The 26,659-nt window shown below is 73.4% G+C and carries 20 protein-coding genes and 1 tRNA gene; 15 read left to right on the top strand and 6 right to left on the bottom strand.

Annotated elements, in window-relative coordinates:
• Window positions 1–52: 52 nt before the first annotated feature.
• The 3 genes from JT723_RS00080 to JT723_RS00090 all read left to right on the top strand — a co-directional run bounded on the left by JT723_RS00080 (window position 53) and on the right by JT723_RS00090 (window position 4,889).
• Window positions 53–2,335: a HelD family protein gene (locus JT723_RS00080; protein WP_205042145.1), complete on the top strand. Its 2,283-nt coding sequence runs from the start codon at window positions 53–55 to the stop codon at window positions 2,333–2,335.
• A gap of 606 nt (window positions 2,336–2,941) precedes the next feature.
• Window positions 2,942–4,393 (top strand): NAD-dependent malic enzyme, encoded by a 1,452-nt coding sequence (locus JT723_RS00085; RefSeq protein WP_205042147.1) that lies wholly within the window; start codon window positions 2,942–2,944, stop codon window positions 4,391–4,393.
• A gap of 214 nt (window positions 4,394–4,607) precedes the next feature.
• Window positions 4,608–4,889 carry an HU family DNA-binding protein gene (locus JT723_RS00090; protein WP_033176253.1) on the top strand — a complete coding sequence of 94 codons (282 nt, stop codon included), beginning with the start codon at window positions 4,608–4,610 and terminating at the stop codon, window positions 4,887–4,889.
• Between the two features lie 76 nt (window positions 4,890–4,965).
• Here JT723_RS00090 and murA read toward each other — a convergent pair whose 3' ends face one another.
• Window positions 4,966–6,330: a UDP-N-acetylglucosamine 1-carboxyvinyltransferase gene (gene murA / locus JT723_RS00095; protein WP_205042153.1), complete on the bottom strand. Its 1,365-nt coding sequence runs from the start codon at window positions 6,328–6,330 to the stop codon at window positions 4,966–4,968.
• Between the two features lie 166 nt (window positions 6,331–6,496).
• Between murA and JT723_RS00100 the strand changes: the two genes are divergently transcribed.
• The 7 genes from JT723_RS00100 to JT723_RS00130 all read left to right on the top strand — a co-directional run bounded on the left by JT723_RS00100 (window position 6,497) and on the right by JT723_RS00130 (window position 15,395).
• Complete coding sequence (locus JT723_RS00100) at window positions 6,497–7,075, top strand: YqgE/AlgH family protein (protein ID WP_205042155.1); 579 nt, start codon at window positions 6,497–6,499, stop codon at window positions 7,073–7,075.
• 11 nt (window positions 7,076–7,086) lie between these two features.
• The gene (locus JT723_RS00105) at window positions 7,087–7,389 is read left to right on the top strand and encodes a DUF3039 domain-containing protein (protein WP_033176250.1); all 303 of its coding nucleotides are present in this window, start codon (window positions 7,087–7,089) and stop codon (window positions 7,387–7,389) included.
• A gap of 54 nt (window positions 7,390–7,443) precedes the next feature.
• Window positions 7,444–8,682: a hypothetical protein gene (locus tag JT723_RS00110; protein ID WP_205042156.1), complete on the top strand. Its 1,239-nt coding sequence runs from the start codon at window positions 7,444–7,446 to the stop codon at window positions 8,680–8,682.
• 427 nt (window positions 8,683–9,109) lie between these two features.
• Complete coding sequence (locus JT723_RS00115; protein ID WP_205042157.1) at window positions 9,110–10,717, top strand: beta-N-acetylhexosaminidase; 1,608 nt, start codon at window positions 9,110–9,112, stop codon at window positions 10,715–10,717.
• 265 nt (window positions 10,718–10,982) lie between these two features.
• Window positions 10,983–11,855, top strand: coding sequence for an FAD binding domain-containing protein (locus JT723_RS00120; protein ID WP_205042158.1), 873 nt, complete (start codon window positions 10,983–10,985; stop codon window positions 11,853–11,855).
• Window positions 11,852–13,036, top strand: coding sequence for a (2Fe-2S)-binding protein (locus JT723_RS36365; protein ID WP_372441181.1), 1,185 nt, complete (start codon window positions 11,852–11,854; stop codon window positions 13,034–13,036). Before JT723_RS00120 ends, JT723_RS36365 begins: the two co-directional genes overlap by 4 nt.
• Before the next feature lie 52 nt (window positions 13,037–13,088).
• Window positions 13,089–15,395, top strand: a complete 2,307-nt coding sequence (locus tag JT723_RS00130; protein ID WP_205042162.1) for a xanthine dehydrogenase family protein molybdopterin-binding subunit — start codon at window positions 13,089–13,091, stop codon at window positions 15,393–15,395.
• A 439-nt stretch (window positions 15,396–15,834) separates the two neighbouring features.
• On the opposite strand, the gene JT723_RS00135 is transcribed toward JT723_RS00130, so the two are convergent.
• Complete coding sequence (locus tag JT723_RS00135; RefSeq protein WP_205042164.1) at window positions 15,835–16,590, bottom strand: isocitrate lyase/PEP mutase family protein; 756 nt, start codon at window positions 16,588–16,590, stop codon at window positions 15,835–15,837.
• 70 nt (window positions 16,591–16,660) lie between these two features.
• A tRNA-Cys gene (locus tag JT723_RS00140) sits at window positions 16,661–16,735 on the bottom strand.
• A gap of 178 nt (window positions 16,736–16,913) precedes the next feature.
• Here JT723_RS00140 and JT723_RS00145 point away from each other — a divergent pair.
• The 4 genes from JT723_RS00145 (at window position 16,914) to JT723_RS00165 (ending at window position 22,621) form a co-directional block, all read left to right on the top strand.
• Window positions 16,914–18,377 carry an MFS transporter gene (locus JT723_RS00145; RefSeq protein WP_251512695.1) on the top strand — a complete coding sequence of 488 codons (1,464 nt, stop codon included), beginning with the start codon at window positions 16,914–16,916 and terminating at the stop codon, window positions 18,375–18,377.
• Between the two features lie 558 nt (window positions 18,378–18,935).
• Window positions 18,936–20,723, top strand: a complete 1,788-nt coding sequence (locus JT723_RS00150) for a DEAD/DEAH box helicase (RefSeq protein ID WP_205042166.1) — start codon at window positions 18,936–18,938, stop codon at window positions 20,721–20,723.
• A gap of 244 nt (window positions 20,724–20,967) precedes the next feature.
• Window positions 20,968–21,774 carry an IclR family transcriptional regulator gene (locus JT723_RS36020; protein WP_307794056.1) on the top strand — a complete coding sequence of 269 codons (807 nt, stop codon included), beginning with the start codon at window positions 20,968–20,970 and terminating at the stop codon, window positions 21,772–21,774.
• 58 nt (window positions 21,775–21,832) lie between these two features.
• On the top strand, window positions 21,833–22,621 hold the full coding sequence (locus tag JT723_RS00165) for a S16 family serine protease (protein WP_205042168.1): 789 nt from the start codon (window positions 21,833–21,835) through the stop codon (window positions 22,619–22,621).
• A gap of 9 nt (window positions 22,622–22,630) precedes the next feature.
• On the opposite strand, the gene JT723_RS00170 is transcribed toward JT723_RS00165, so the two are convergent.
• The 3 genes from JT723_RS00170 to JT723_RS00180 all read right to left on the bottom strand — a co-directional run bounded on the left by JT723_RS00170 (window position 22,631) and on the right by JT723_RS00180 (window position 25,125).
• Window positions 22,631–23,899 (bottom strand): MFS transporter, encoded by a 1,269-nt coding sequence (locus JT723_RS00170; protein ID WP_205042170.1) that lies wholly within the window; start codon window positions 23,897–23,899, stop codon window positions 22,631–22,633.
• Between the two features lie 43 nt (window positions 23,900–23,942).
• On the bottom strand, window positions 23,943–24,575 hold the full coding sequence (locus JT723_RS00175; protein WP_205042172.1) for a winged helix-turn-helix domain-containing protein: 633 nt from the start codon (window positions 24,573–24,575) through the stop codon (window positions 23,943–23,945).
• A 79-nt stretch (window positions 24,576–24,654) separates the two neighbouring features.
• Complete coding sequence (locus JT723_RS00180; protein WP_205042763.1) at window positions 24,655–25,125, bottom strand: Lrp/AsnC family transcriptional regulator; 471 nt, start codon at window positions 25,123–25,125, stop codon at window positions 24,655–24,657.
• 131 nt (window positions 25,126–25,256) lie between these two features.
• Here JT723_RS00180 and hppD point away from each other — a divergent pair, with 131 nt between their 5' ends.
• A complete protein-coding gene (gene hppD, locus JT723_RS00185) occupies window positions 25,257–26,381 on the top strand; it encodes a 4-hydroxyphenylpyruvate dioxygenase (protein ID WP_205042174.1) in 1,125 nt (374 codons plus the stop codon).
• Window positions 26,382–26,659: the final 278 nt, after the last annotated feature.

Below are 26,659 nucleotides of genomic sequence, written 5' to 3' on the forward strand. Positions count from 1 at the left end.
CGGAACGGTAACCCGCGGGGCGGCGCACGACGTACACAGAAGGGGGTCCTGCGTGGCCGCGCAGACCGCAGTTCAGGACCGGCAGGGCGGCGGCGGGGTCCGGGAGCGTGAGATCGCCGTCGAGCAGCAGCATCTCGACCGGGTCTACCGCCGTCTCGAGGAGAAGATCCACGAGGCGGAGTTCCTGATGAGCGACGCCGCCAAGAAGGGCCAGGCGGGCACGCCCGGCGCGCTCGCCGAGCGGGACGCGCAGGTCTACCGGGCCGGGGTGCACCTGAACCGGCTGAACAGCGAGTTCGAGGACTTCCTCTTCGGCAGGATCGACCTGCTGCGCGGCAAGGACGGCAAGAAGGGCGTGGACGGCGCCTTCACCTCCGTGGACCCGGCCGACGACGCCATCCGCGACGACGCCACCGCGGACATCGCCGAGACCCTGCACATCGGCAGGATCGGCGTGCTCGACACCGACTACGCCCCGCTGGTCATCGACTGGCGGGCGCCGGCCGCCGCGCCCTTCTACCGTTCGACGCCGGTGGCACCCGGCCGGGTCGTGCGGCGCCGGGTGATCAGGTCCAAGGGGCGCCGGGTGCTGGGCGTCGAGGACGACCTGCTGCGCCCGGAGCTGACCACAGGGCTGCCCGTTGTCGGCGACGGCGCCCTGATGGCCGCGCTCGGCCAGGCCAGGACGCACACCATGCGGGACATCGTGTCCAGCATCCAGGCCGAGCAGGACATGGTGATCAGGGCGCCCGCCGCGTCCGTCACCGAGGTCACCGGCGGCCCGGGCACCGGCAAGACCGCGGTGGCCCTGCACCGGGCGGCGTACCTGCTCTACCAGGACCGGCGGCGCTACTCCGGCGGCATCCTCTGCGTCAGCCCGACGCCGCTGCTGGTGGCGTACACCGAGGGCGTCCTGCCCTCGCTCGGCGAGGAGGGGCAGGTCGCGATCCGTGCGGTCGGCTCCCTCGTGGACGGCGTGACCGCGGACCTCTACGACGAGCCGGCCACCGCCCGCGTCAAGGGCTCCCTGCGCATGCAGAAGGTGCTGCGCAACGCCGCACGCGGCTGCCTCGACCTGGCGGGCGGCGCCCCCGCCACCCTGCGGGTGGTGGCCTTCGGGCGGCGCATCGAACTGTCCGCGGGCGAACTGGCCGACCTGCGGCACAGCGCGCTCGGCGGCACCGCCCCGCTCAACCTGCTGCGCCCGCGAGCCCGCCGGCTGCTGCTCGACGCGCTGTGGCGCAAGACCGGGCGGCGCTTCGACGACGCGGAACTGGCCGCCGAGGAGCGGCAGGGCTTCGACGAGGACATCTCCACCGAGCAGGACTTCACCGACTTCCTCGACGCCTGGTGGCCGGTGCTCGAACCCCGCCGGGTGCTGGCGGCGCTCGCCGACGAGAAGCGGCTGGCCCGCTGGGCGCGCCGGGTCCTCACGCCGCCCGAGGTGCGGCGGGTGGCGCGGTCCCTGCGCAGGGACGGTGCGACCGCGCACGACGTGGCGCTGCTGGACGAGCTGGACACGGTGCTCGGCCCCGTGCCCAAGCCCAAGCGGCGCGAGGCCGACCCGCTGGACGAGCTGACCGGGCTCGACGAGGTCACCACCTACGCCGACCGCATGCCGGGGCGGCGCGCCCGCTCGGAGCGGCTGGACGAGGAGCGCACCGAGTACGCCCACGTCATCGTGGACGAGGCGCAGGACCTCACGCCCATGCAGTGGCGGATGGTCGGCCGCCGCGGCCGTACGGCCACCTGGACGATCGTCGGCGACCCCGCGCAGAGTTCCTGGTCCGACGTGGAGGAGGCGGCCCGCGCCCGCGACGAGGCACTCGGCAGCAGGCCCAGGCGGCGCTTCACCCTCACCGTCAACTACCGCAACCCGGCGGAGATCGCCGAGGTCGCCTCGACGGTCCTGGCGCTCGCGATGCCCGGTACGCAGTCGCCGCGGGCGGTCCGCTCCACCGGCATCCTGCCGCGCTACGAGGTCGCAGGCGACGATCTGGGCGCGGACGTACGGGCCTCGGCCGAGCGGCTGCTCGCCGAGGTCGACGGGACCGTCGGGGTCGTCGTGGCCATGAACCGGCGGGCGCAGGCCCGCGGCTGGCTCGAAGGGCTCGGCGAGCGGGTCGTCGCGCTGGGCAGCCTTGAGGCCAAGGGGCTCGAATACGATGCCACGGTGGTTGTGGCGCCGGCCGAGATCGCGGAGGAGTCCCCCGCGGGCCTTCGCGTGCTGTACGTCGCCCTCACGCGGGCGACCCAGCGGCTCACCGTCCTCGCAGGCGACCGCGACGCCCCCGACCCCCACGGCATCCCCGACCTCCTCACCCCCCTGGCCTGACCCCTGCCGTCCACCTGCGGCCGGTCGCGCAGTTCCCCGCGCCCCTTAAAAACGCTCACCCTCTCTGCGGAAGGGGGCACCCCCCCAGGAGGCGCTGGGGGTACCCCCAGGCGAAGCTCTGGGGGCGGAACTGCGCGCTCAGCCTGAGCGGGCGGGAAGAAGGCAACGCACGGCAAGGGGCAGGACCTGAAGGGGCGCGGGGAACTGCGCGACCAGCCACCGCGGACCGGCAGACGCACCGCCACAGCAGGTGGCACCCCGGAAGGCGCACCCCCCCGCCGGGGGAAGGAGGCCCGGGGCGCGCGGGGGCGCGGGGGTGGGGGTCGTGAGGCGCGGCAGGCGCCGGTGGGGGCTGCGTACAACGCAGGATTGATGAGGTTGGTGACACCGACCCGCCATGCTCGCCTCGCGGCAAGTGGGCGCTCGAAGCGCCTAAGGTTGGGCCCGGGGGCTTGGATCGGGCCGGTGCCGTACCCAGGCTAACAAACGGTCGGCGGAAGCTCTTCCCGTGCCGGGCAAAACCGGGGTGTTGCGGTGTCTTCACATCGTGGAAGTAGTCTTCCACGGGTACGAACACCCTCAGGCAGGAACCGGAAGAAGGTCGTCATGGCAACGGCGCCAAGCGTCTCTTACTCGATCACGGTGCGGCTGGAGGTCCCCGCAGGGGGGACCGCGGTCAGTGCGCTGACCACCGCGGTGGAGTCGTCCGGCGGGTCGGTCACGGGTCTGGACGTCACCGCGTCGGGGCACGAGCGGCTGCGGATCGACGTCACGGTCGCCGCCAGCTCCACCGAGCACGCCAACGAGATCGTCGGCAAGCTGCGCGGCATCGAGGGTGTGGCGATCGGCAAGGTCTCCGACCGTACGTTCCTGATGCACCTCGGCGGCAAGATCGAGATGCAGTCCAAGCACCCGATCCGCAACCGCGACGACCTGTCGATGGTCTACACCCCGGGTGTGGCGCGGGTGTGCATGGCCATCGCGGAGAACCCGGAGGACGCCCGGCGGCTGACGATCAAGCGCAACAGCGTCGCCGTGGTCACCGACGGCTCCGCGGTGCTGGGCCTCGGCAACATCGGGCCGAAGGCCGCCCTGCCGGTCATGGAGGGCAAGGCGGCGCTGTTCAAGCGGTTCGCCGGGATCGACGCATGGCCGCTGTGCCTGGACACCCAGGACAGCGACGAGATCGTGGCGATCGTCAAGGCGATCGCCCCCGGCTTCGCCGGGATCAACCTGGAGGACATCTCGGCGCCGCGCTGCTTCGAGATCGAGGCCAGGCTGCGGGAGGCGCTGGACATCCCGGTCTTCCACGACGACCAGCACGGCACCGCGATCGTGGTGCTGGCGGCGCTGACGAACGCGCTGCGGGTGGTCGGCAAGCAGATCGGCGACCTGCGGGTCGTCATGTCCGGTGCGGGCGCGGCCGGTACGGCGATCCTGAAGCTGCTGATCGCGGCCGGGGTCAAGCACGCGGTGGTCGCCGACATCCACGGCGTGGTGCACGCGGGCCGCGAGGACCTGGTCGGCGCGCCCGCGGGCTCGGCCCTGCGGTGGATCGCCGACAACACCAACCCCGAAGGCGTCACGGGGACGTTGAAGCAGGCGGTGGCCGGCGCCGACGTCTTCATCGGGGTGTCGGCGCCCAACGTGCTGGACGGCTCGGACGTCGCGGCGATGGCGGACGGTGCGATCGTGTTCGCGCTGGCCAACCCCGACCCGGAGGTCGACCCCGCGGTCGCCCGGCAGACGGCGGCCGTGGTCGCCACCGGGCGCAGCGACTTCCCCAACCAGATCAACAACGTGCTGGTCTTCCCCGGGGTCTTCCGCGGCCTGCTGGACGCCCAGTCGCGCACGGTCAACACCGAGATGATGCTGGCGGCGGCCCGCGCGCTGGCCGCGGTCGTCGGGGACGGCGAGCTGAACGCCAACTACATCATCCCCAGCGTCTTCAACGACAAGGTGGCCGGTGCGGTCGCCGACGCCGTGCGCGACGCGGCCAGGGCGCAGGGCCCCGCGGTGTCCGCCGCCGCGTCCGCCACGGCGGGCCAAGGGTTGTAGGACGGGAAAGAGCCGGATTCGTATTCCGAGCGTCGAGCAGCGGACGACAATCCGTCATCCCCGCCGTGCCGCAACGGTTTTTCCGCGACTCGCGCGGGCGGGCGATTGGCTTTCCGCCCATATATGGGGGCAGGATGCACACCTGGGCAGTGAGGCACACAGCAACAGCTTCGAGCTCGCGCCCCCATGGCAGAAAGAACACGGGAGTACAGATATGAACCGCAGTGAGCTGGTGGCCGCCCTGGCCGACCGTGCAGAGGTGACCCGTAAGGACGCCGACGCCGTTCTGGCCGCGTTCGCTGAGACCGTCGGTGAGATCGTGGCCAAGGGCGACGAGAAGGTCACGATCCCCGGCTTCCTGACCTTCGAGCGCACTCACCGTGCCGCCCGCACCGCCCGCAACCCGCAGACGGGTGAGCCGATCAACATCCCGGCCGGGTACAGCGTGAAGGTCTCCGCGGGTTCCAAGCTCAAGGAATCCGCCAAGGGCAAGTAAGTCCCCGAGCGCACAAGGGCGGCCTCCCCGGTGCGGGGGAGGCCGCCCTTGCGTTGCGGCGTCGCTGGTGGCGGCGTCAGGCGACCGCCGGGGTCTTCGCGTGCTGCGCGGGCACACCGGGCAGTTCGGTGTGCGCGCCCAGGCTCTCCAGCTTGGCGAGGAAGTTCTCGTAGCCGCGGTTGATCAGGTCGATGCCGTGCACCCGCGAGGTGCCCTGCGCGGCCAGTGCCGCGATCAGGTACGAGAAGCCGCCGCGCAGGTCGGGGATCACCAGGTCGGCGCCCTGCAGCTTGGTCGGCCCCGACACCACCGCGGAGTGCAGGAAGTTGCGCTGCCCGAAACGGCACGCGCTGCCGCCCAGGCACTCGCGGTAGAGCTGGATGTGCGCGCCCATCTGGCCCAGCGCGGAGGTGAAGCCGAGCCGGGACTCGTAGACGGTCTCGTGCACGATGGACAGCCCGGACGCCTGGGTGAGGGCCACCACCAGCGGCTGCTGCCAGTCGGTCTGGAAGCCGGGGTGCACGTCGGTCTCCAGTGCGATGGCGTTCAGCGGGCCGCCCGGGTGCCAGAACCTGATGCCCTCGTCGTCGATCGCGAAGGCGCCGCCGACCCGCCGGAAGGTGTTCAGGAACGTCATCATCGAGCGCTGCTGGGCGCCGCGGACGTAGATGTTCCCCTCGGTCGCCAGTGCCGCACTCGCCCACGACGCGGCCTCCAGGCGGTCGGGAATCGCGCGGTGCGTGTACCCGCCCAGCTTGTCGACACCGGTGATCCGGATCGTACGGTCGGTGTCCATGGAAATGATCGCGCCCATTTTCTGCAGGACGCAGATCAGGTCCTCGATCTCCGGTTCGACCGCCGCGTTCGACAGCTCCGTGACGCCCTCGGCCAGGACCGCGGTCAGCAGCACCTGCTCGGTGGAGCCCACCGACGGGTACGGCAGCCGGATCTTGCAGCCGCGCAGCCGCTGCGGCGCCTCCAGGTACTGGCCGTCGGCGCGCTTCTCGATCGTCGCGCCGAAGCGGCGCAGCACGTCGAAGTGGAAGTCGATCGGCCGGCCGCCGATGTCGCAGCCGCCCAGGCCCGGGATGAACGCATGGCCCAGCCGGTGCAGCAGCGGGCCGCAGAAGAGGATCGGGATACGCGAGGAACCCGCGTGCGCGTCGATGTCCGCGACGTTCGCACTCTCCACCCGGGTCGGATCGAGCACCAGCTCGCCCGGCTCCTCACCGGTGTTGACCGTCACACCGTGCAACTGGAGCAGCCCGCGCACCACTCTGACGTCGCGGATGTCGGGCACATTGCGCAGCCGGCTGGGTTCACTGCCGAGCAGGGCGGCGACCATGGCCTTGGGCACGAGGTTCTTCGCGCCTCTGACCCGGATCTCGCCTTCGAGGGGGGTTCCGCCATGGACAAGCAGTACATCGGCGATGTCGGTCATGGATCTCGCGATCGTCGGAACGGGTAGTGCCAGGGAGAACAGAGGAAATGGTAATGCGCCCCGCGACCCCCGCCGCGGGGCACGCACCACCGCGTACGCCGCGCCCCGGGCACGGGTCCCGCGCACGACCCCCCGCGGCGGCCCGGCATGCGGGATCATGTGGACCATGACCGAGGTGTCCTCGCTCACCGGACGACTGCTCGTCGCCACCCCGAAACTGGCCGACCCCAATTTCGACCGGGCAGTGGTGCTCCTCCTCGACCACGACGCGGAGGGGTCGCTCGGCGTCGTCCTGAACCGGCCCACCCCGGTCGGCGTCGGCGACGTCCTGCAGCACTGGGCCGCACTCGCCGTGCTGCCCCAGGTCGTCTTCCAGGGCGGCCCGGTCTCGCTGGACTCCGCACTGGGCCTGGCCGTCGTCCCCGGCGAGCCGCGGCCCGCGGAAGGCGTCGAGCTGCTGGGCTGGCGCCGCGTGCACGGGGCGATCGGCCTGGTCGACCTGGAGGCCCCGCCGGAACTGCTCGCCGCGGAACTGGGCTCCCTGCGGATCTTCGCCGGGTACTCCGGCTGGGGTCCTGGCCAGCTGGAGCGGGAGCTGGTCGACGGCGCCTGGTACGTGGTCGAGTCCGAGCCCGGCGACGTGTCCGCACCGGACCCGGAAAGACTGTGGCGCTCGGTGCTGCGCAGGCAGCGCAACGAGCTGGCCATGGTGGCCACGTATCCCGACGATCCGTCTCTCAACTAGTCTTGACTCTTATGAGCACTCTTGAGCCCGAGCGCGGGGCGGGCACCGGCACCCTGGTCGAGCCGACTCCGCAGCTCTCCCACGGTGACGGCGACCACGAGCGCTACGCGCACTATGTCCAGAAGGACAAGATCATGGCGAGCGCGCTGGAAGGCACGCCCGTCGTCGCCCTGTGCGGCAAGGTCTGGGTCCCCGGCCGCGATCCGAAGAAGTATCCGGTCTGCCCGATGTGCAAGGAGATCTACGAGGGCATGCCGCTCGGCGGCGGCGGAGACAAGGACAAGTCCGGCAAGGGCAGCGGCGGCAACGCCTGACGCCCTTCCGGCGGACAGGGGAGGCCCGTGGAAGGCGACGAGGGTGACGGAGGCGTGTTCGGTACGCCGGACGCGCCCGACGACGACTCGACCAGCGGCGAGCGCGTCCACGCGCTGGTCGCACAGGGCCGCTTCGCGGAGGCGCACGCCGTGGTCGGCGACGCCTTCGTCGAGCGCAACGGCAGCGCGGGCTACCTCCTGCGCGCCTGGGTCCTCGCCCAGGAGAAACGCGGACCCGAGGCCCGCGAAGCGGTCGACTGGGCGCTGGCCCTGGCAGGGCCAGCCGAGGCCGCGGACGTCTTCGTGCTCGCCGGTGTGGTCCTTCTCTCACTCGACGAGGCCCACGACGCGCTGATCGTCGCGCTGCGGGCCACCGGGGCCGATCCGGACGGCTGGGAGCCGGCCGTCCTGCTCTCCGACGTCTACCGGCGGCTCGGCCGCGTCCCCGACGCCGTCGCCGCCGCACGGCGGGCCGTCGACCTCGCACCCAGGGAAGCCGAGGCGCAGGTCGCACTCGCCCGCTCCCTCAGCGCCGGCCGGTCCGTCCTCGGCCGCATACCGCGCCGGCTGCGGCCCGAGCACCGCGCCGCCGTCGAGCGCTCCCTGCTGCTCGGCGCCGACCCCGGGCAGCTCCAGGCCCCCCGGGCCGGGGTGCTCACCGGCGGGCTCGCCGTCGCCGTGCTCTGGGGCATCCAGCTCTACCGCATCGAAACCGGCGACGACTGGCAGTTCATCGCCGCCGGCGTCGTCCTGCTCGCCACCGCCGCGCTGCTCGCCGTCGTCGTACGCGTCCACGCCAGGCGCACCGGCACCAGTGCGCGGGCGCGGCTGCGCGGAATCCGGGCGACCGTGCGCACCGAGCTGGCAGCCGACGACCGGCTGTGGCATGTGCGCGCCGCGCACGTCGGGGCCGCCATCCCCGTCGCACCCCTGCTCACCACAGGGCTCATCGCCGACCGGGCCTGGCGGCGCGAGCTGTGGCCGCTGTGGGCCGCGGTGCCGGTCACCGCGGCCGGGGCCGCAGGAGTCGCCCTCGCCGTGGCCGGCGTCCACTGGTGGTACGGGCCGGAATTCGCCCGCCGCGCCTTCCTCTTCTCCTGGTACGGGCGGCTCCAGATCATCCTGCCCGCGCTGCTGCTCGGGGGCACGCTTGCTGCCGCGGTGGCCGGCTCCGCCGCCCGCTCCACCTGGCGCGACCTCGCCATCGCCCACCTGGCATGGCTCGTCCTTTCCGCACTGGCGGCGGCCGCCTTCTCGTCGAGAGCCCGCTCGCTCCGAGCCCGAGCGCTCTGACCGCCCCCCGGGCGCGCCCGTCCCGACCCTGCCCCTTGCGGTGGGCGTGCACCTTCCGGTGCGTCGTGGCTGGGCGCGCAGTTCCGCCCCCAGAGCTTCGCCTGGGGGCACCCCCAGCGCCTCCTGAGGTCCTGCCCCTTGCGGTGGGCGGTCGGCTTTCCCCGGGTGGGGGCTGGGCGCGCAGTTCCCCGCGCCCCTGGTGGGCGACCCCTTGCCGCAGAGCTGGCGTTTTCAGGGGGTGCCGTCTCGCTGGGAGGGGGAGCGTTTTTCAGGGGCGCGGGGAACTGCGCGCCCAGCCATGACGCACCGGGAGGTGCAAGCTCACCGCAGGTGGCAATCACCTGCGCACCCCCCGCCGGGGGAAAGGTGACCGCGCACCGCAAGGGGCAGCTGCGGGGGCCTTCGCGCACCGGGGGAAGATGGGGGGATGGATCTCATCCCGAGGGTGCGGCGGGGGCAGGTGGCGGGAGGCCGGGCCGAGTTGGGGGCCGGGCCCCGGCTGGTGGTGGGCGCGGGCGCCGAGGGAGCCGCCCGCTGGATGCGTACGGTGCTCGCGCCGGCGACAGGTGTGGAGTTCGACGGCGAACCGGACGGCCCCGCCGTCCACCTGGCGGTGGACGAAGCGCTCGGCCGGGAGGCGTACCGCCTGACCGTCACGCCCGGCGGCGTGCGGCTCACCGGCGGTGACGCCGCCGGCGTCTTCTGGGCCGCACAGACGATGCGCCAGCTCCTCGGCCCGGGGGCCTTCCGCAAGGCCCCGCTCCCAGGGGCGGCCCCCTGGACCCTGCCGGTCTGCGACATCGAGGACCGGCCCCGTTTCCACTGGCGCGGCTTCATGCTGGACGTCGCACGCCATTTCATGCCCAAGGACGGTGTGCTGCGCCACCTGGACCTGATGGCCGCGCACAAGCTGAACGTGCTGCACCTGCACCTGACCGACGACCAGGGCTGGCGGCCGGAGATCGCCCGCTACCCGCGGCTGACGGAGGTCGGCGGGTGGCGGCACCGTACGAAGGTGGGCCTGCGCGAGTCCCCGCTGTGGGACGAGCGCCCGCACGGCGGCTGCTACTCGCAGGACGACCTGCGGGAGATCGTGGCGTACGCGGCGGCCCGGTTCATCACGGTGGTGCCGGAGATCGACATCCCGGGCCACTCGCAGGCGGCGATCGCCGCGTATCCGGAACTGGGCAACGCCGACGTCGTGGACACCGCGGCCCTGCCGGTGCTGGACCACTGGGGCGTCAACCCCAACGTGCTGGCGCCGACCGAGGCGACGGTGCGGTTCTACGAGAACGTCCTGACCGAGCTGCTCGACGTCTTCCCCGGCACCTTCTTCCACATCGGCGGCGACGAGTGCCCCAAGGAGCAGTGGCGGGCCTCGCCGGCGGCGCAGGCGCGGATCGCCGAGCTGGGGGCGGGGGACGAGGACGGGCTGCAGAGCGCGCTGATCCGGCACTTCGACCGCTGGCTGGCGGACCGCGGGCGGCGGCTGATCGGCTGGGACGAGATCCTGGAGGGCGGTCTCGCGCAGGGCGCCGCGGTGTCGTCCTGGCGGGGCTACGCGGGCGGGGTCGCCGCGGCCAGGGCGGGGCACGACGTGGTGATGTGCCCGCAGAGCCAGGTGTACCTGGACTGGCGGCAGGCCGACGGACCCGACGAGCCGGTGCCGATCTCCCATGTGCGCACCCTGGAGGACGTCTACCGCTTCGAGCCCGTGCCGGCGGAGCTGACCGCGGCGGAAGCGGAACACGTCATCGGCACCCAGGCCAACGTGTGGACGGAGGTCCTGGACTCACCGCGGGCGGTGGACTACGCGGTCTACCCGCGGCTGGCCGCGCTCGCCGAGGTCGCCTGGTCGCAGCTGCCGCCGCCCGCCGAGCGGGACTGGCCGGACTTCGAGGCGCGGATGGGCACGCACTACGCCCGGCTGGACGCCCTGGGCGTGGAGTACCGCCCGCCGGGCGGGCCGCGGCCCTGGCAGCGCCGCCCGGGCGTCCCGGGGCGGCCGCTGGAGGGTCCGCCCCCGATCGTGTGACCAATTCCGCAACTTCCGCACCAGGCCGCGGCGGACCTGGCACCGTGGACCCGTAACCGCCGTAACACACACGAAGGATGGCAATTCAGGCACTGTGCCGTTTTCCCCGGGAGACGTACGATCGCACGCGTGGCGGACGGATCGGTACTTCGTGGACCCTCGCGCCGACCCCGGGGGAAGATGTGCCAGAGTTGCCACGTCCGGGCGCTCAGCACGTACGGTACGGCTACCGCGTGACGGAGGAAGGCCGGGAAGGGGCAGCTGCGTGAGCACGTATGCACAGCAGACCGCGGAGAATGTCACGTTGCCGACCTCGCTCGACGAGGCGGTGGCGGCGCTCGCCGCCATGCCCTCCGCCGTGCCCGTCGCGGGCGGCACCGACCTGATGGTGTCGGTGAACGCCGGGCTGCTGCGCCCCGCCGCACTCGTCGGCCTCGGGCGGATCGCCGAGATCCGCGGCTGGCAGTACGCCGACGGGGCCGCGCTGCTGGGCGCGGGCCTGACCCATGCGCGCATGGGGCGCCCCGACTTCGCCGCGCTCATCCCCGCACTGGCCGCCGCCGCGCGCTCGGCGGGACCCCCGCAGATCCGCAACGCGGGCACCCTGGGCGGCAACATCGTCTCCGCCGCGCCCACCGGTGACGCCCTGCCGGTGCTGGCCGCGCTGGAGGCGAGCGTCATCCTCGCGGGGCCCGAGGCTGACCGGGAGATCCCGGTCAGCCACCTGCTGACCGGCATGGACCCGCTGCGGCCCGGCGAACTGCTGGCCTTCGTCCGCATCCCGCTGCTGCACGCCCCGCAGACCTTCCTCAAGGCCACGGGGCGCACCGGGCCCGGCCGCGCGGTCGCCTCCGTCGCGCTCGTGGTGGACCCGGCAAGACGCCAGGTGCGGTGCGCGGTCGGCGCGGTCGCCCAGGTGCCGCTGCGGCCGCTGGAGGCCGAGCAGTGGGTGGCGGGGCTGATCGACTGGGACGGCGAGCGCACCCTGGCACCCGAGGCGTGCACCGCCTTCGGGGAGTACGTGGCCGCCGCGTGCATCCCCGACCAGCCGGGGGTGGAACTGCCCCCGGCCGCCGTCCAGCTGCGCCGTACGGTGGCCGCACTGTCCCGCCGAGCGCTCGGGAGGGCACTGGCATGACCGACCAGCCGCAGCAGCCGGGCCGGCCGCCCGGCAACTCCGGGGCGTGGCAGCCCGTCCCGGGCGGCGGGGACTACGACCCCGACCAGACCATGCACGTCTCCTTCGCCGCCCAGCTCCCGCCGGAGCCGCTCCCCGGCGAGGACCCGCTGATCGCGCACGGCCCGGTCGGCGACTCCGACCCGGCCACGCAGTGGACGATCCCGGTGATAAGGGACGAGGCCGAGGGGGATTCGGGCGAGTACTCGGTCGGCGCCTTCACCTCCTCGTGGGACCGGGCGCCCTCGCCCGCCGCGCCCACCCAGTCCTTCCCCGCCGGGATGTTCGGGCAGGGCGCGGCGGCGCAGGCCGCAGCCGCCCAGGCGCCCGCACCGGAGGCGGAGCAGCCCGCCGCGGAGCCGGAGGAGGGGCAGTGGGCCGCGTTCTCCGGCGGCGAGGCGCTGCCCTGGCAGCCGGTCGACCAGGCGGCGGCCGAGGCGGCGTGGTCCGCGGTCGTGGACGAGGTGCCGGACGCGGGCGCGGAAGAGGCCCCCCCGGCGGCCGAGGACGAGGAGCAGCCCGCCGCACTCGAGGACGAGGCCGAGCTGGAGCCGGAGGCAGAACCCGAGCCCGAAGCCGAACCCGTCGAGGAGACCCGCAGCGAACACCCGCTGGCCTCCTACCAGTTGCGGGTCAACGGCACCGACCGGCCGGTCACCGACGCCTGGCTCGGCGAGTCGCTGCTGTACGTGCTGCGCGAACGGCTTGGCCTGGCAGGCGCCAAGGACGGCTGCGAACAGGGCGAGTGCGGTGCCTGCTCGGTGCAGGTGGACGGGCGGCTCGTCGCGTCCTGCCTGGTGCCCGCCGCCACCGCCGCGGGCAGCGAGGTCCGCACCGTCGAGGGCCTGTCCGCCGACGGCCGGCTCTCCGACGTGCAGCAGGCGCTGGTGGAATGCGGCGCCGTCCAGTGCGGCTTCTGCATCCCCGGCATGGCGATGACCGTCCACGACCTGCTGGAAGGCAACCACCGCCCCACCGACCTGGAGACGCGGCAGGCCCTGTCGGGCAACCTGTGCCGCTGCTCCGGCTACCGCGGCGTGACCGAGGCGGTCCGCAAGGTCGTCGCCGACCGCGACGCGGAGGAACCGCAGCCCGCGCCCCGCATCCCCACCCAGTCCGGCCCCCCGGAGGCCGCCGTATGACCCCACGAGCCGCGCGCCCGTCCCGCCCGCACCTGACAGGGGGAGGCGCGCGATGAGCGTCATCGACGGGCCTGGGGCCGTCGCAGAGAGCCTGGCCGGCGGGGGCACCCCGCACGGCATCGGCAGCTCCCTGCCGTCCGCCGACGCGCCGGCGAAGACGCAGGGCACCTATCCGTACGCGGCCGACCTGTGGGCCGAGGGCCTGCTGTGGGCCGCGGTGCTGCGCTCGCCGTACCCGCACGCGCGGATCGTGCGGATCGACACGGCGGAGGCCGCCGCGATGCCCGGCGTGCGGGCCGTCGTCACGCACGAGGACGTGCCGGGCGACGCCATGCACGGGCGGCGGGTCGCCGACCGCCCGGTCTTCGCCAAGGACATGGTGCGCCACCACGGCGAGCCGATCGCCGCCGTCGCCGCCGACCACCCGGACACCGCACGGCTGGCGGCCGCCGCCATCCTGGTCGAGTACGAGGTGCTCGAACCCGTCACCGACCCGGAGAAGGCCTTCGCGGCCGAGCCGCTGCACCCCGACGGCAACCTGATCCGGCACATCCCGCTGCGCTTCGGCGACCCCGACGCCGTCGGCGAGGTCATCGTCGAGGGCCTCTACCGGGTCGGCCGCCAGGACCCGGCCCCGATCGGCGCCGAGGCGGGCCTCGCGGTGCCGCGCCCCGACGGCGGCGTGGAGCTGTACGTCGCCTCCACCGACCCGCACGCCGACCGCGACATCGCCGCCGCCTGCTTCGGCCTGGAGGCCGACCACGTCAAGGTCGTCGTCACCGGTGTGCCCGGCGCCCTCGGCGACCGCGAGGACTCCGGCATCCAGCTGCCGCTCGGCCTGCTGGCGCTGCGCACCGGCTGCCCGGTGAAGTTCGTCGCGACCCGCGAGGAGTCCTTCCTCGGCCACGCCCACCGGCACCCCACGCTGCTGCGCTACCGCCACCACGCCGACGCCGAGGGGCGGCTGGTCAAGGTCGAGGCGCAGATCCTGCTCGACGCGGGCGCCTACGCCGACGCCTCGTCCGACGCGCTCGCCGCCGCCGTGGCCTTCGCGGCCGGCCCCTACGTCGTCCCGCACGTCTTCGTCGAGGGCTGGGCCGTACGCACCAACAACCCGCCGTCCGGGCACGTACGCGGCGAAGGCGCCCTCCAGGTCTGCACGGCCTACGAGGGCCAGATGGACAAGCTCGCCGCCAAACTCGGCCTGGAACCGGCCGAGATCCGCATGCGCAACGTGCTGGCCACCGGCGACCTGCTGCCCACCGGGCAGACCGTCACCTGCCCCGCGCCCGTCGGTGAACTGCTCAAGGCGGTCCGCGACGCCGACCTGCCGCCGCTGCCCGACGGCGACGACGAGTCCCAGTGGCTGCTGCCCGGCGGCACCTCGGGCGCCGGCGAACCCGGCGCGGTGCGCCGCGGCGTCGGCTACGCGCTCGGCATGGTCCACGTGCTCGGCGCCGAGGGCACCGACGAGGTGTCCACCGCGACCGTCCGCGTCCACGACGGCCGCGCCACCGTCATCTGCGCCGCCGTCGAGACCGGCCAGGGCTTCACCACGCTGGCCCGGCAGATCGTGCAGGAGGTGCTGGGCGTCGAGGACGTCCGCGTGCTGCCCTCCGACACCGACCAGCCGCCCGCGGGGCCAGCCGCCCGCGGCCGGCACACCTGGGTCTCCGGCGGTGCCGTCGAGCGGGCCGCCAAGATGGTGCGCACCCAGCTGCTGCAGCCGCTCGCGGCCAAGTTCGGCATGTCGGTGGAGCTGCTGACCATCGCCGACGGGAAGATCACGTCCTACGACGGCGTGCTGTCGACCACCGTCGCCGAGACGCTGGACGGCAAGGAGCTGTGGGCGACGGCGCAGTGCCGTCCCCATCCCACCGACCGGCTCGACGACACCGGGCAGGGCGACGCCTTCGTCGGCCTGACCTTCTGCGCGATCCGCGCGGTCGTCGACGTCGACATCGAACTCGGCGCGGTGCGCGTCGTGGAGCTGGCCGTCGCCCAGGACGTCGGCCGCGTCCTCAACCCCCGGCAGCTCGCCGCCCGCATCGAGGCCGGCGTCACCCAGGGCGTCGGCCTGGCCCTCATGGAGGACCTGCGCGCCCCCCGCGGCGTCGTCAAACGCCCCAGCCTCACCGGTTACGCCCTCCCGACGGCACTCGACGCGCCCGACGTGCGCATCGTCAAACTCGTCGAGGAACGCGATGTCGTCGCCCCGTTCGGGGCCAAGGCGGTCAGCGCCGTGCCCGTCGTGACCGCCCCCGCCGCGGTGGCCTCCGCGGTCCGCGCGGCCACCGGCCGCCCCGTCTCCCGCCTCCCCATCCGCCCCCAGGCGGCCATCGTCAAACCCCAGACCTGACCCGCCGGTGGCTCGGCGGGGGGCTCCCCTTCCGCAGGTGGGCACCTGACCTGCGGCTGCCGCCGCGCGGGCTGCCTCTTCGGCGGAGCCAAGCCCACACCGGGGCGCGGGTCGTCTCCGTCCGAAGGGGGCTGTTCGGTCCGTGCCGGACCACCGGCCGGTGGTGGGCTGGTCGCGCAGTTTCCCGCGCCCCTGAAAAACGCTCACCCTCTGGCGGCAGAGGGCACCCCCTCGCGGGCGCGCGGTCACATGGCGACGGACCGCCACCACATCAGGGGCGCGGGGAACTGCGCGCTCAGCCCCCACCCACGCGCGGGTCGTCTCCGTCCGAAAGGGGCTGATTCTGTCGGAGACGGACCACCGGCCGGTGGTGGGCTGGTCGCGCAGTTCCCCGCGCCCCTGCCGGGGCGCCGTCCTGCGTAAGGGTGCTGCGGGGCGGTCAGAGGGCGAGGCCGGCGGCCAGGGAGCGTACCGAGGCCAGGGCCTCGGTGTGGAGGGCGCCGCCGAAGGTGATGCGGGTGGCGCCGAGGACGCCGAGCTCGCGCGGCGAGAGGGTGCCCGGTTTGCACAGGGCGTTCAAAGGAACGCCCACCGCATCGGCGAGGATCCCCAGATGCGTCGCCGGCGCAAGGATCGGATACACGCAGTCCGCCCCCGCGGCAGCGTAGAGCCGGCCCCGGTCGACGGCTTCTGCGGGCGTCCGCCCGCCCCGCAGATACGTGTCGACGCGCGCGTTCACCACGAGCGCGGAGCCGGCCGCGGCGCGCACCGCCGCGAGGCGGTCGGCCTGCCGCGCGGGTTCGACGAGCGCGCCGGTGGCCGGGTCGGAGTCCTCCAGGTTGCACCCGGCGGCCCCGGCCTCCAGGAGGCGTTCGACCAGCTCCGCGGCGGGCAGGGCGTAACCTGCCTCGACGTCCGCGGTGACGGGCACGTCGACGGCCCGCGTGATGCGGCGGATCGCCGCGAACATCTCGTCGGGCGGTGTGCCCTCGCCGTCGTCGTAGCCGAGCGACGCGGAGACCCCCGCGCTGGGCGTGGCCAGCGCGGGAAAGCCCGCGTCCGCGAAGACCCGCGCGCTGGCCGCGTCCCACGGCCCGGGCAGCACGAGCGGGTCGCCCGGCTTCCGCCCGTGGTGCAGCGCCCGCAGCACGTCCGCGCCCGTACCGACCGGTGTGTGTTCCGTCTCCTGCGTCATGTGCCCGACGGTACGGGCTCGGGAGCCGCCGCGGCTGTGCCACTCGGCGGCCGGATATGTGGGCCAATCCTGGAGGCCGTGACCGGATTCGAACCGGTGTGTCTCGCTTTGCAGACGAGTCCCTGAACCACTCGGGCACACGGCCGTGTGCGTCGTGGTTCGACGATGGCGGGTGCGGGGCGGCGCCGTCAACGGTGCGGGCAGGCGTGCCACATGACTGCCATACGCCGTTCACAAACGGCGGAGGTCGTAGGACGGAAGGCCGACCGGGGTACGGTCTCGCGGCAGGGGTGAAATGCCGTGTTGCCCCTTACGCTGGGCCGGTGACCGTAGCTGATGAGGAGACCGCGAAGCGCCTGCTGCCCGAGGAGGGGACGGGCGGCATCCTGGACCGCGAGTACCGCGCGCTGACCCTCGGGATCGTGTCGGTGGTGCTGCTGGTGGCGTTCGAGGCCACCGCCGTGAGCACCGCGATGCCCATCGCGGCCCGCGAACTGCACGGCCTGGGGCTGTACGCCTTCGGCTTCTCCGGCTACTTCACCACCTCGCTGCTTGCCATGGTCGTCAGCGGCCAGTGGTGCGACCGCAGCGGGCCGCTGGCGCCGCTGACCGCCGGGATCGCCGCCTTCGCGGCCGGGCTCGTGGTGAGCGGAACGGCCGGCGCGATGGGGGTGTTCGTCCTGGGTCGCGCCGTGCAGGGCTTCGGCGGCGGGCTGGTGATCGTCGCACTGTACGTGGTGGTGGGCCTGGCCTACCCCGAGCGGCTGCGGCCCTCGGTGATGGCCTCCTTCGCCGCGTCCTGGGTCGTGCCGTCGATCGTCGGGCCGCTGGTGTCGGGCACGGTGACCGAGCAACTCGGGTGGCGCTGGGTCTTCCTGGCGATCCCCGTGCTGGTGGTGCTGCCGCTCGCGGTCATGCTGCCCGCGGTGCGCCGCACGGTGGCCGGGCCCGGGCGCGAGGCCGCCGGGCCGCGGCCCGGCATGGACGGGCGGCGGCTGTGGCTGGCCGTCGCGCTCGCCGGGGGAGCGGCGCTGCTGCAGTACGCGGGCCAGGACCTGCGGCCGCTGTCCGCGGTCCCGGCAGCGGCCGGGGCCGCGCTGCTCGTGCCGGCCGCGCGCCGGCTGCTGCCCGCAGGCACCTTCCGGGCGGCCCGCGGGCTGCCCGCCGTGGTACTGATGCGCGGGCTCGCGTCCGGGACCTTCGCCGCCGCCGAGACCTTCATCCCGCTGATGCTGGTCACCCAGCGCGGGCTGTCCGCGACGATGGCCGGCCTGTCGCTGGCCGGCGGCGGGCTCACCTGGGCGCTGGGCTCGTACCTGCAGGCCAGGCCGCGGTTCGCGCCGGTGCGCGAGCGACTGGTGCCGGTGGGGATGGGGCTGACCGCCACGGCCATCGCGCTGGTGCCGCTGGTCCTGGTGCACGCGGTGCCCGTGTGGGTCGTGGCCGCCGGATGGTGCCTGGCCGGCATGGGCATGGGCATGGTCATCGCGACGCTGACGGTGCTCATGATGGGCGTGTCACGCCCGCAGGACACCGGTACGAACTCCGCGGCGCTGCAGGTGTCCGACGCGCTCGGCCAGGTCGTCTTCGTCGGCGCGGCGGGAACGGCCTTCGCCGCGCTCGGGGGCGGCTCCCTCGCCTCTTCCGCCCACGCGGCCGTGACCCACCACCCTGTTGCCTTCGCCGGCGTCTTCCTCCCGGCCGCCGCACTCGCCTCGGCGGCGGCCCTCATAGCCACCCGCCTCCGTCCCCAGGGCGCCATTGCCCCCGAGGGCGAGCGTTTTTAGGGGCGCGGGGAACTGCGCGCTCAGCCCCCACCCACGCGCGGGTCGTCACTGTCCCGAAGGGGCTCTTCGGTCCGTGCCGGACCACCGGCCGGTGGGGGCTGGGCGCGCAGTTCCTCCCCCAGAGCTTCGCCTGGGGGTACCCCCAGCGCCACCTGGATGTGGTGGCGGTTTCGTCGCGACACGACGGCCGGTGGGGGCTGGGCGCGCAGTTCCCCGCGCCCCTGATGGCTGGCCCAGCCGCGGAGGCGCCCCGCGCGCCTGGTGGTTCGGTCCAGCCGCGGAGGCGCCCCGCGCGTGCACGCGGCGTCAGCCGCAGATCAGGTGCGGCCCCGCGCGCCTGTGGGTTCCCCCCTTGCCGAAGGGGAGCCGTACAGCCGCCGCGGGCGGCGGAAGTGCGACCTCTGCGGAAGAGGGGCCGTGTGAGATGCATCGCAGCCCCGCCGAGGCGGGGCGCGGCGGCGGGCCTTGCGGCCCGCTGCCGGTAGGCTGAGGCGGTTTTCGTACGGGCCGTGCCGCCGGGACGTGGGGGCGGCCGCCGCCCTACCCTCACCGGAGACCGTGACTACCACCGCCTCGCACCCCCACCATTTGTCTCCCGCCTTCCCGGGCCGCGCGCCCTGGGGTACGGCCAACAAGCTGCGGGCCTGGCAGCAGGGGGCCATCGACGCCTATGTCGCGCGCCAGCCGCGGGACTTCCTGGCGGTGGCGACCCCTGGCGCGGGCAAGACGACGTTCGCGCTGTCGCTCGCGTCGTACCTGCTGCACAACCACCTGGTGCAGCAGATCACCGTGGTCGCGCCGACCGAGCACCTGAAGACGCAGTGGGCGGATGCGGCGGCGCGGATAGGGATCCGGCTGGACCCGCAGTACAGCGCGGGTCCCGTGGGGCGCGAATACCACGGCGTCGCGGTGACGTACGCCGGCGTGGGGGTGCGGCCGATGCTGCACCGCAACCGGTGCGAGCAGCGCAAGACGCTGGTGATCCTGGACGAGATCCACCACGCGGGGGACAGCAAGTCGTGGGGTGAGGCGTGCCTGGAGGCGTTCGACCCGGCGACGCGGCGGCTGGCGCTGACCGGGACGCCGTTCAGGTCGGACACCAACCCGATCCCGTTCGTGGCGTACGAGGAGGGCAACGACGGCATCCGGCGCAGTTCCGCGGACTACACCTACGGGTACGGCAACGCGCTCGCGGACGGTGTCGTCCGCCCGGTGATCTTCCTGTCGTACAGCGGCAACATGCGCTGGCGCACCAAGGCGGGCGACGAGATCGCGGCCCGGCTCGGCGAGCCGATGACGAAGGACGCGACCGGCCAGGCGTGGCGCACCGCGCTGTCGCCGACCGGCGACTGGATCCCCAACGTGCTCAAGTCGGCCGACCAGCGGCTGACCGAGGTCCGCAAGGGCATTCCGGACGCGGGCGGCCTGGTCATCGCCACCGACCAGGACTCGGCCCGCGCGTACGCGAAGCTGCTGCGGGAGCTGACCGGTCACAAGCCGACCGTGGTGCTGTCGGACGACACGGGCGCGTCCAAGCGGATCGAGGAGTTCAGCGCCTCGGACGACCGCTGGATGGTCGCGGTGCGGATGGTCTCGGAGGGCGTGGACGTACCGCGGCTCGCGGTCGGGGTGTACGCGACGACGATCTCGACGCCGCTGTTCTTCGCGCAGGCGGTGGGCCGTTTCGTACGGTCGCGGCGGCGCGGCGAGACCGCGTCGGTGTTCGTGCCGACGATCCCGATGCTGCTGGAGTTCGCCAACGAGATGGAGGTCGAGCGCGACCACGTGCTCGACAAGCCGAAGAAGGGCGGCGAGGAGGACCCCTTCGCCGAGGAGGACCAGCTGCTGGCCGACGCGGAGAAGGCCGAGGACGAGGCCACAGAGGACGACCAACTGCCCTTCGAGGCACTGGAGTCCGACGCGGTCTTCGACCGGGTCCTCTACGACGGGGCCGAGTTCGGCATGCAGGCGCACCCGGGCAGCGAGGAGGAGCAGGACTACCTCGGCATCCCCGGGCTGCTGGAGCCCGACCAGGTGCAGATACTGCTGCAGCGGCGGCAGGCCCGGCAGATCGCGCACAGCAGGAAGAAGCCGGACGAGGAGGCGGACCTGCTGGAACTGCCCGCGGACCGGCGCCCGGTCGTCTCGCACCGCCAGCTGCTGGAGCTGCGAAAACAGTTGAACACCCTGGTGGCCGCGTACAACCATCAGAGCGGCAAGCCGCACGGCGTGATCCACACCGAACTGCGCCGGGTCTGCGGGGGACCGCCGAGCGCCGAGGCGACCGCGGGGCAGCTCGGCGAACGGATCAAGAAGGTGCAGGAGTGGGCCACCCGAATGCGGTGATTTCCGCTGTGTTACACGGATATGACAGGCGACCACGCGTCACCGGACCGCCCGGATTGTGGACGGCCTCTTCCGCTGAGCGGTACATCCTCGCTACCGTGCCGATCACGCACGCGCCGTGGCAGAGCCGCCGCGGAGCGCAGCCGGTAAGCCGACAACCGGCGGCCTCTCCGCGCACTGCCGCGGGACCGGTGGTGCGTCGTCTCCGTGACAAGCGCCGCCGATTCTATGAGGAGGGGGCGTCGTGACCGCGGAGACGTCTCAGACACTGGACCGGGGCCTACGGGTCCTGAAACTGCTCGCCGACACCGATCACGGCCTGACCGTGACCGAGTTGGCGGCCAAACTCGGGGTGAACCGGACGGTCGTCTACCGGTTGCTCGCCACCCTGGAGCAGCACTCGCTGGTCCGCCGCGACCTCGGCGGCCGGGCACGGGTCGGGCTCGGGGTGCTCGGACTCGCCCACCAGGTCCACCCGCTGCTCCGTGAGGCGGCGCTGCCCGCGCTGCGCTCGCTCGCCGAGGACATCGGCGCGACCGCCCACCTGACCCTGGTCGACGGCAGCGAGGCGCTGGCCGTCGCCGTGGTCGAACCGACGTGGACCGACTACCACGTCGCCTACCGCACGGGCTTCCGCCACCCGCTGGACCGGGGTGCGGCGGGCCGGGCGATCCTGGCCGGCCGCGGAATGCAGCCGACGCCGGACGGCAGCCGCTGGGAGCGCTTCGCGGACGCCCACGACGGCACGGGCGACGACCTCGACGGGCGCGACGGGCGCGAGGGCACCCAGGACGTGCTGGAGGACGACGGCCGCTCCACGGTCAGGATCGGCACCGCGTCGGTCGCCACGAGCCTGGCCACCGACCAGGTCCGCTACGTCCTGACCCACGGCGAGCTGGAGGCCGGCGCGAGCGGCGCCGCAGCCCCGCTGCTCGGGGTGCCGGGAGTGGAGGGCAGCGTCGGTGTGGTGATGCTCGCCGAGGCCGTACCCGAGCGGGTCGGGCCGCGGGTGGTGGAGGCGGCCACCGAGGTCTCCGACGCACTGCGCTGAGCGGGCGGGGGAACCCGCGGTTTCCGGGCGGGGCCGGCGGTGAAATAGGGTCGGGCGCATGCCTACGCTCTCCCGCCGGTCCCTGACCCTCGCCGTGTGCGCGGCGGTCGTGGCCGCAACCCTGGCCGTGGCCGCCTTCGCGCCGCTGCCGGTGTCCATCGTCCAGCCGGGGCTGACCGCGAACGTGCTGGGCTCCAACGCGGGCACCCAGGTCATCACGATCAGCGGGACACCGGTGCGCGCCACCAGCGGGCAGCTGCGCATGGTCACCATCCAGGCGACATCACCCGACACCACCGTGCACTTCATCGACGTGGCCAGGGCCTGGTTCAACACCAAGGAGGCCGCGATGCCGCGCGACTCGGTGTACCCCAGCGGCGGGTCGGTCAAGGAGATCGAGAAGGCCAACCTCAAGGAGATGACCGACTCGCAGGAGGCGGCCACCACCGCGGCCCTGAGCCATCTCGGCCTGTCGCCGCAGAAGGTGAAGGTCGACCTGCGGCTCGCCGACGTCGGCGGCCCGAGCGCGGGCCTGCTGTTCACCCTCGGCATCATCGACAAGATCCAGGGCAACGGCCGCGGCGGCGACCTCACCGGCGGCCGGAACATCGCCGGGACCGGCACCATCGACGGCAAGGGCAACGTCGGCGCGGTCGGCGGCGTACCGCTCAAGGAGCTGGCGGCACGCAAGGACGGCGCCACCGTCTTCCTGGTGCCGCGCGCCGAGTGCTCCGACGCCACCGCCCAGCTCCCCGGCGGCCTCCGGCTCATCCCCGTCGAGACCCTCGACGGCGCCCTGGCGGCGCTGTCCGCACTGGACGCGGGCAAGAAGACCCCGACCTGCTGACCGCGTCCCTCAGGTGCTGCTGGGCGCCGCCACCCGGGGAGCGGGGGCCGCGGGGGTGTCCCAGGAGCGGAAGGCGGGCAGCACCAGCGGGCTCAGCGTGGTCAGCAGGTAGACCGCGCTGACCGCTGCCATGCCGGTGCGCAGGCCCGCGTACTGCACGACGTAGCCGCCGAGCAGGCCGCCCAGCGGCACCGCGACCAGCACGCCCGAGGTGACCGCGCCGAAGACCCGGCTGCGCAGCCGCTCGGGCACCAGCCGGACCATCTCGGTGCCGATGATCGGGTTCAGCACCCCGGCGAAGACCCCGGACACCGCGCACACCGCGATCAGCGGTGTCAGCCCCGGCAGGAAGGCGGCGACCGCGGACTTGGGGAAGCCGCAGGCCAGGAAGGCGCCGATGAACAGGCCGCGCTGCGGCAGCCGGTGTCCGAACACCCCGTAGAGCAGCGAACCGGTCAGCGCCGCTGCGGCGAAGGTCCCGGTGACCAGGCCGATGCTCGTCGCACCGCCCAGGTGCTCGCGCGCGTCCACCGGCAGCATCACCGCCGACCACGCCTGGTCCAGCGCGTTGGTCACCATCACCATCACCACGACGGCCAGCAGCAGCCGGGCGCCCAGCAGGTAGGCGTACCCCTCGCGCAGCTCCGCCAGGTAGCCGCGGCCCGTGACGGGGGTCCCCGGGCGCTCCGGCGCGGGCTCGCCGCGTACGCCCAGGCCGATCAGCAGCGCCGACGCCGCGAAGGTGCCCGCGTCCACCAGCAGCGCGTCGGCGGCGCCGGTCAGCGAGATGAGCAGGCCCGCGAGCGGCGCCCCCAGCATCCTGGCGCCGCGCTGCGCGCTCTCGTACCCGCTCGACGCCCGCGCCACCGTGGTGCCCGCGCGGGCCGCGAGCCGCGGCATCAGCACCTCGCGGGCGGTCTCGCCGGGTGCGTGGAAGAGCCCGCTGACCGCGACCAGGGCCAGCAGCGACCCGTAGGAGAGCGCGCCGGCCATGTGCAGCACCGGGATCGCGCCGACCGCGGCCGCGCACACCGCGTCGGACACGACACTGCTGACGGTCTGCCCGAGCCGGTCGATGAGCGGCCCGCCGAGCAGCGCGGCCAGCACGATCGGCAGGGTCGCGGCGAAGGCGACCAGCCCGGCCCTGGCAGGGCTGCCGGTGGTCTGCAGGACGAACCAGGGCACGGCGACGGCGGTGAGCATGTTGCCCGTGACGGATATGACGTTGGCGGCCAGCAGGACCGCCAGCGGGCGGCGGTCGCGTGCGGTGTCGGACATGGTTTCCCCCCGTGGGAAGTCGTGCGGGCGGCGGCGTGCGGGATCAGTCCGCGCGGCGCGGGAAGGCGTGCAGGTGGATGCGGACCCGGGCGGCGGAGTCGGTGGGCTCCGGCAGCCGGTCCCGGTAGGACTGGATGAGTTCGTGCACCCGCCGGTCCAGTTCCCGGGCCAGCTCAGGGGTCAGCCGGATGGTGAAGTCGCTCATGTCCCAGGCGCTCTGCCACTCCTGCGGCCACTCGTGCATGGTGCCGAGCCAGGTGGCGACCTGTTCCGCGTGCGCCGCCGCGTGCTCGTAGAGGAAGGCGGTGAGCGCGCCGCGCACCTCGGGGTCGGGGTGCCGCAGGAACTCCTCCATGCTGTCCACCCGGCTGCCCCGGTGCACCGACTTCCACCAGCGCTCGCGGCCGGTGCCGCGCTCGGGGTCGTCGGTGACGAAGCCGTAGGCGGCGAGCTGGCGCAGGTGGTAGCTGGTGGCGCCGCTGGACTCGCCGAGCCGGGCGGCCAGGCCCGAGGCGGTGGCGGGGCCGTCCTCGCGCAGCGCGGCCAGCAGCCGCATTCGCAGCGGGTGCGCCAGGCCTCGCAGGGTGCGCGGGTCGAGCGGTGTGACGTCGGGGACGTCCGGTACGTCGGGTGCGTCCGGGTCGTCGGTGGGATTCTCGGGCTTCTTGTCGGGCACGGTTGCAGCCTATGAATGCAAAGCTTCCTTTGCAACGGTTTTTGCAAAGGAAGCTTTGCATTCATGGCGGTGGGCGGATTCAGACGTCGCGCGCGGCCTGCTCCACGAGCGGGATGATCCGCAGCGGCACCGGGTTCTCCATCACGATCGCGGTCGCCGCCCGCACGATCCCCTCGAAGCCCACCACCTTGTCGATCACCCGCTGCAGGTCCGCGTTCGATCTGGCCACCAGGCGGCACAGCATGTCGCCCTCACCGGTCGTGGTGTGCAGCTCCAGCACCTCCGGCACCGACGCCAGATGGGCGCGGACGTCCGCGCCCAGGCCCTGCTTGATCTCCAGCGTCGCGAACGCCGTCACCGGGTAGCCCAGCGCCGCCGGGTCCACCTGCGGCCCGAAACCGCGGATCACCCCCTGCGCCCGCAGCCGGTCCAGCCGGGCCTGCACCGTGCCGCGCGCCACCCCCAGCCGGCGCGACGCCTCCAGGACGCCTATCCGCGGTTCCCGGTCCAGCAGAGTGATCAGCCGCCCGTCCAGCGCGTCGATGCCCATCCCCGCCCGCCCGCCCTTCACCATGGTCATCCTGCACAGATTGACCCGTCGATCGTCACCCTGGCTGGGCAGTCTGTCCAGCGAAAACCGGAACTGTTGCGCACCCTGAGCGGCAGGGAGACGCTTTTGCCATGACTGAGACCAAGGACGCCAAGGACGCTTTCCCCGTCAAGGGCATGGACGCCGTCGTCTTCGCGGTGGGCAACGCGAAGCAGGCCGCGCACTACTACTCGACCGCGTTCGGGATGCGCCGGGTGGCGTACTCCGGGCCGGAGAACGGCAGCCGCGAGACCGCCTCCTACGTGCTGGAGTCGGGCGGCGCGCGCTTCGTCTTCACCTCCGTCATCAAGCCCGCCACCGAGCACGGCCGCTTCCTGGCCGACCACGTGGCCGCACACGGCGACGGCGTCGTCGACCTGGCCATCGAGGTCCCCGACGCCCGCGCCGCCTACGCCTACGCCGTCGCCCACGGCGCGCACGGGCTCGCCGAGCCCTACGAACTCAAGGACGAGCACGGCACGGTGGTGCTCGCCGAGATCGCCACGTACGGCCAGACCCGGCACACCCTGGTCGACCGCACCGGTTACGACGGCCCCTACCTGCCCGGCTACGACGCGGTGCAGCCGGTCGTCGAGCCCCCGGCCCACCGCTACTTCCAGGCCATCGACCACTGCGTCGGCAACGTCGAACTCGGCCGCATGAACGAGTGGGTGACCTTCTACAACCAGGTCATGGGCTTCACCAACATGAAGGAGTTCGTCGGCGACGACATCGCCACCGAGTACTCCGCCCTGATGTCGAAGGTCGTCGCCGACGGCACGCTCAAGGTGAAGTTCCCGCTCAACGAGCCGGCGGTGGGCAAGAAGAAGTCCCAGATCGACGAGTACCTGGAGTTCTACGGGGGGCCCGGCGTCCAGCACATCGCGCTGGCCACCAACGACATCGTCGCGTCGGTGCGCGCCATGCGGGCCGCGGGCGTCGAGTTCCTCGACACCCCCGACTCCTACTACGACACGCTCGGCGAGTGGGTCGGCGACACGAGGGTGCCGCTGCACCAGCTCCGCGAGCTGAAGATCCTCGCGGACCGCGACGAGGACGGGTACCTGCTGCAGATCTTCACCAAGCCGGTGCAGGACCGGCCGACGGTCTTCTTCGAGATGATCGAGCGCCACGGGTCCATGGGCTTCGGCAAGGGCAACTTCAAGGCGCTCTTCGAGGCCATCGAGCGAGAGCAGGCCCTTCGCGGCAACCTGTAGCCCCGGGCCTGGGGCTTCCCCTCTGCAGGGGGGTGCCCGCCGCGTCGGGCGGCGCTTTTAGGGCGCCCCTGCGGCGGGGCCGAGCCATCAGGGGCGCGGGGAACTGCGCGCTCAGCCCCCACCGGGGGCGCGGGTCGTCACCGGCCCGAAGGGGCTGTTCGGTCCGTGCCGGACCACCGGCCGCGAGCGAAGCGAGATGGGGGCACCCCCAGGCAAAGCCCTGGGGGAGGGCTGGTCCCGCCGTTCCCCGCGCCCCTGTGTGCTCGGCCCCGCCGAAG

The organism is Actinacidiphila bryophytorum (assembly GCF_016916835.1).
In the GTDB taxonomy this organism is placed as follows: Bacteria; Actinomycetota; Actinomycetes; order Streptomycetales; family Streptomycetaceae; genus Actinacidiphila; species Actinacidiphila bryophytorum.

Excerpts from the sequence above, each read along its gene's own strand:
- JT723_RS00085 (WP_205042147.1), top strand. The coding sequence starts at position 2,942 with ATGGCAACGGCGCCAAGCGTCTCTTACTCGATCACGGTGCGGCTGGAG.
- JT723_RS00090 (WP_033176253.1), top strand. The coding sequence starts at position 4,608 with ATGAACCGCAGTGAGCTGGTGGCCGCCCTGGCCGACCGTGCAGAGGTG.
- murA (WP_205042153.1), bottom strand. The coding sequence starts at position 6,330 with ATGACCGACATCGCCGATGTACTGCTTGTCCATGGCGGAACCCCCCTC.
- JT723_RS00100 (WP_205042155.1), top strand. The coding sequence starts at position 6,497 with ATGACCGAGGTGTCCTCGCTCACCGGACGACTGCTCGTCGCCACCCCG.
- JT723_RS00105 (WP_033176250.1), top strand. The coding sequence starts at position 7,087 with ATGAGCACTCTTGAGCCCGAGCGCGGGGCGGGCACCGGCACCCTGGTC.
- JT723_RS00115 (WP_205042157.1), top strand. The coding sequence starts at position 9,110 with ATGGATCTCATCCCGAGGGTGCGGCGGGGGCAGGTGGCGGGAGGCCGG.
- JT723_RS36365 (WP_372441181.1), top strand. The coding sequence starts at position 11,852 with ATGACCGACCAGCCGCAGCAGCCGGGCCGGCCGCCCGGCAACTCCGGG.
- JT723_RS00130 (WP_205042162.1), top strand. The coding sequence starts at position 13,089 with ATGAGCGTCATCGACGGGCCTGGGGCCGTCGCAGAGAGCCTGGCCGGC.
- JT723_RS00135 (WP_205042164.1), bottom strand. The coding sequence starts at position 16,590 with ATGACGCAGGAGACGGAACACACACCGGTCGGTACGGGCGCGGACGTG.
- JT723_RS00165 (WP_205042168.1), top strand. The coding sequence starts at position 21,833 with ATGCCTACGCTCTCCCGCCGGTCCCTGACCCTCGCCGTGTGCGCGGCG.
- JT723_RS00170 (WP_205042170.1), bottom strand. The coding sequence starts at position 23,899 with ATGTCCGACACCGCACGCGACCGCCGCCCGCTGGCGGTCCTGCTGGCC.
- JT723_RS00180 (WP_205042763.1), bottom strand. The coding sequence starts at position 25,125 with ATGGGCATCGACGCGCTGGACGGGCGGCTGATCACTCTGCTGGACCGG.
- hppD (WP_205042174.1), top strand. The coding sequence starts at position 25,257 with ATGACTGAGACCAAGGACGCCAAGGACGCTTTCCCCGTCAAGGGCATG.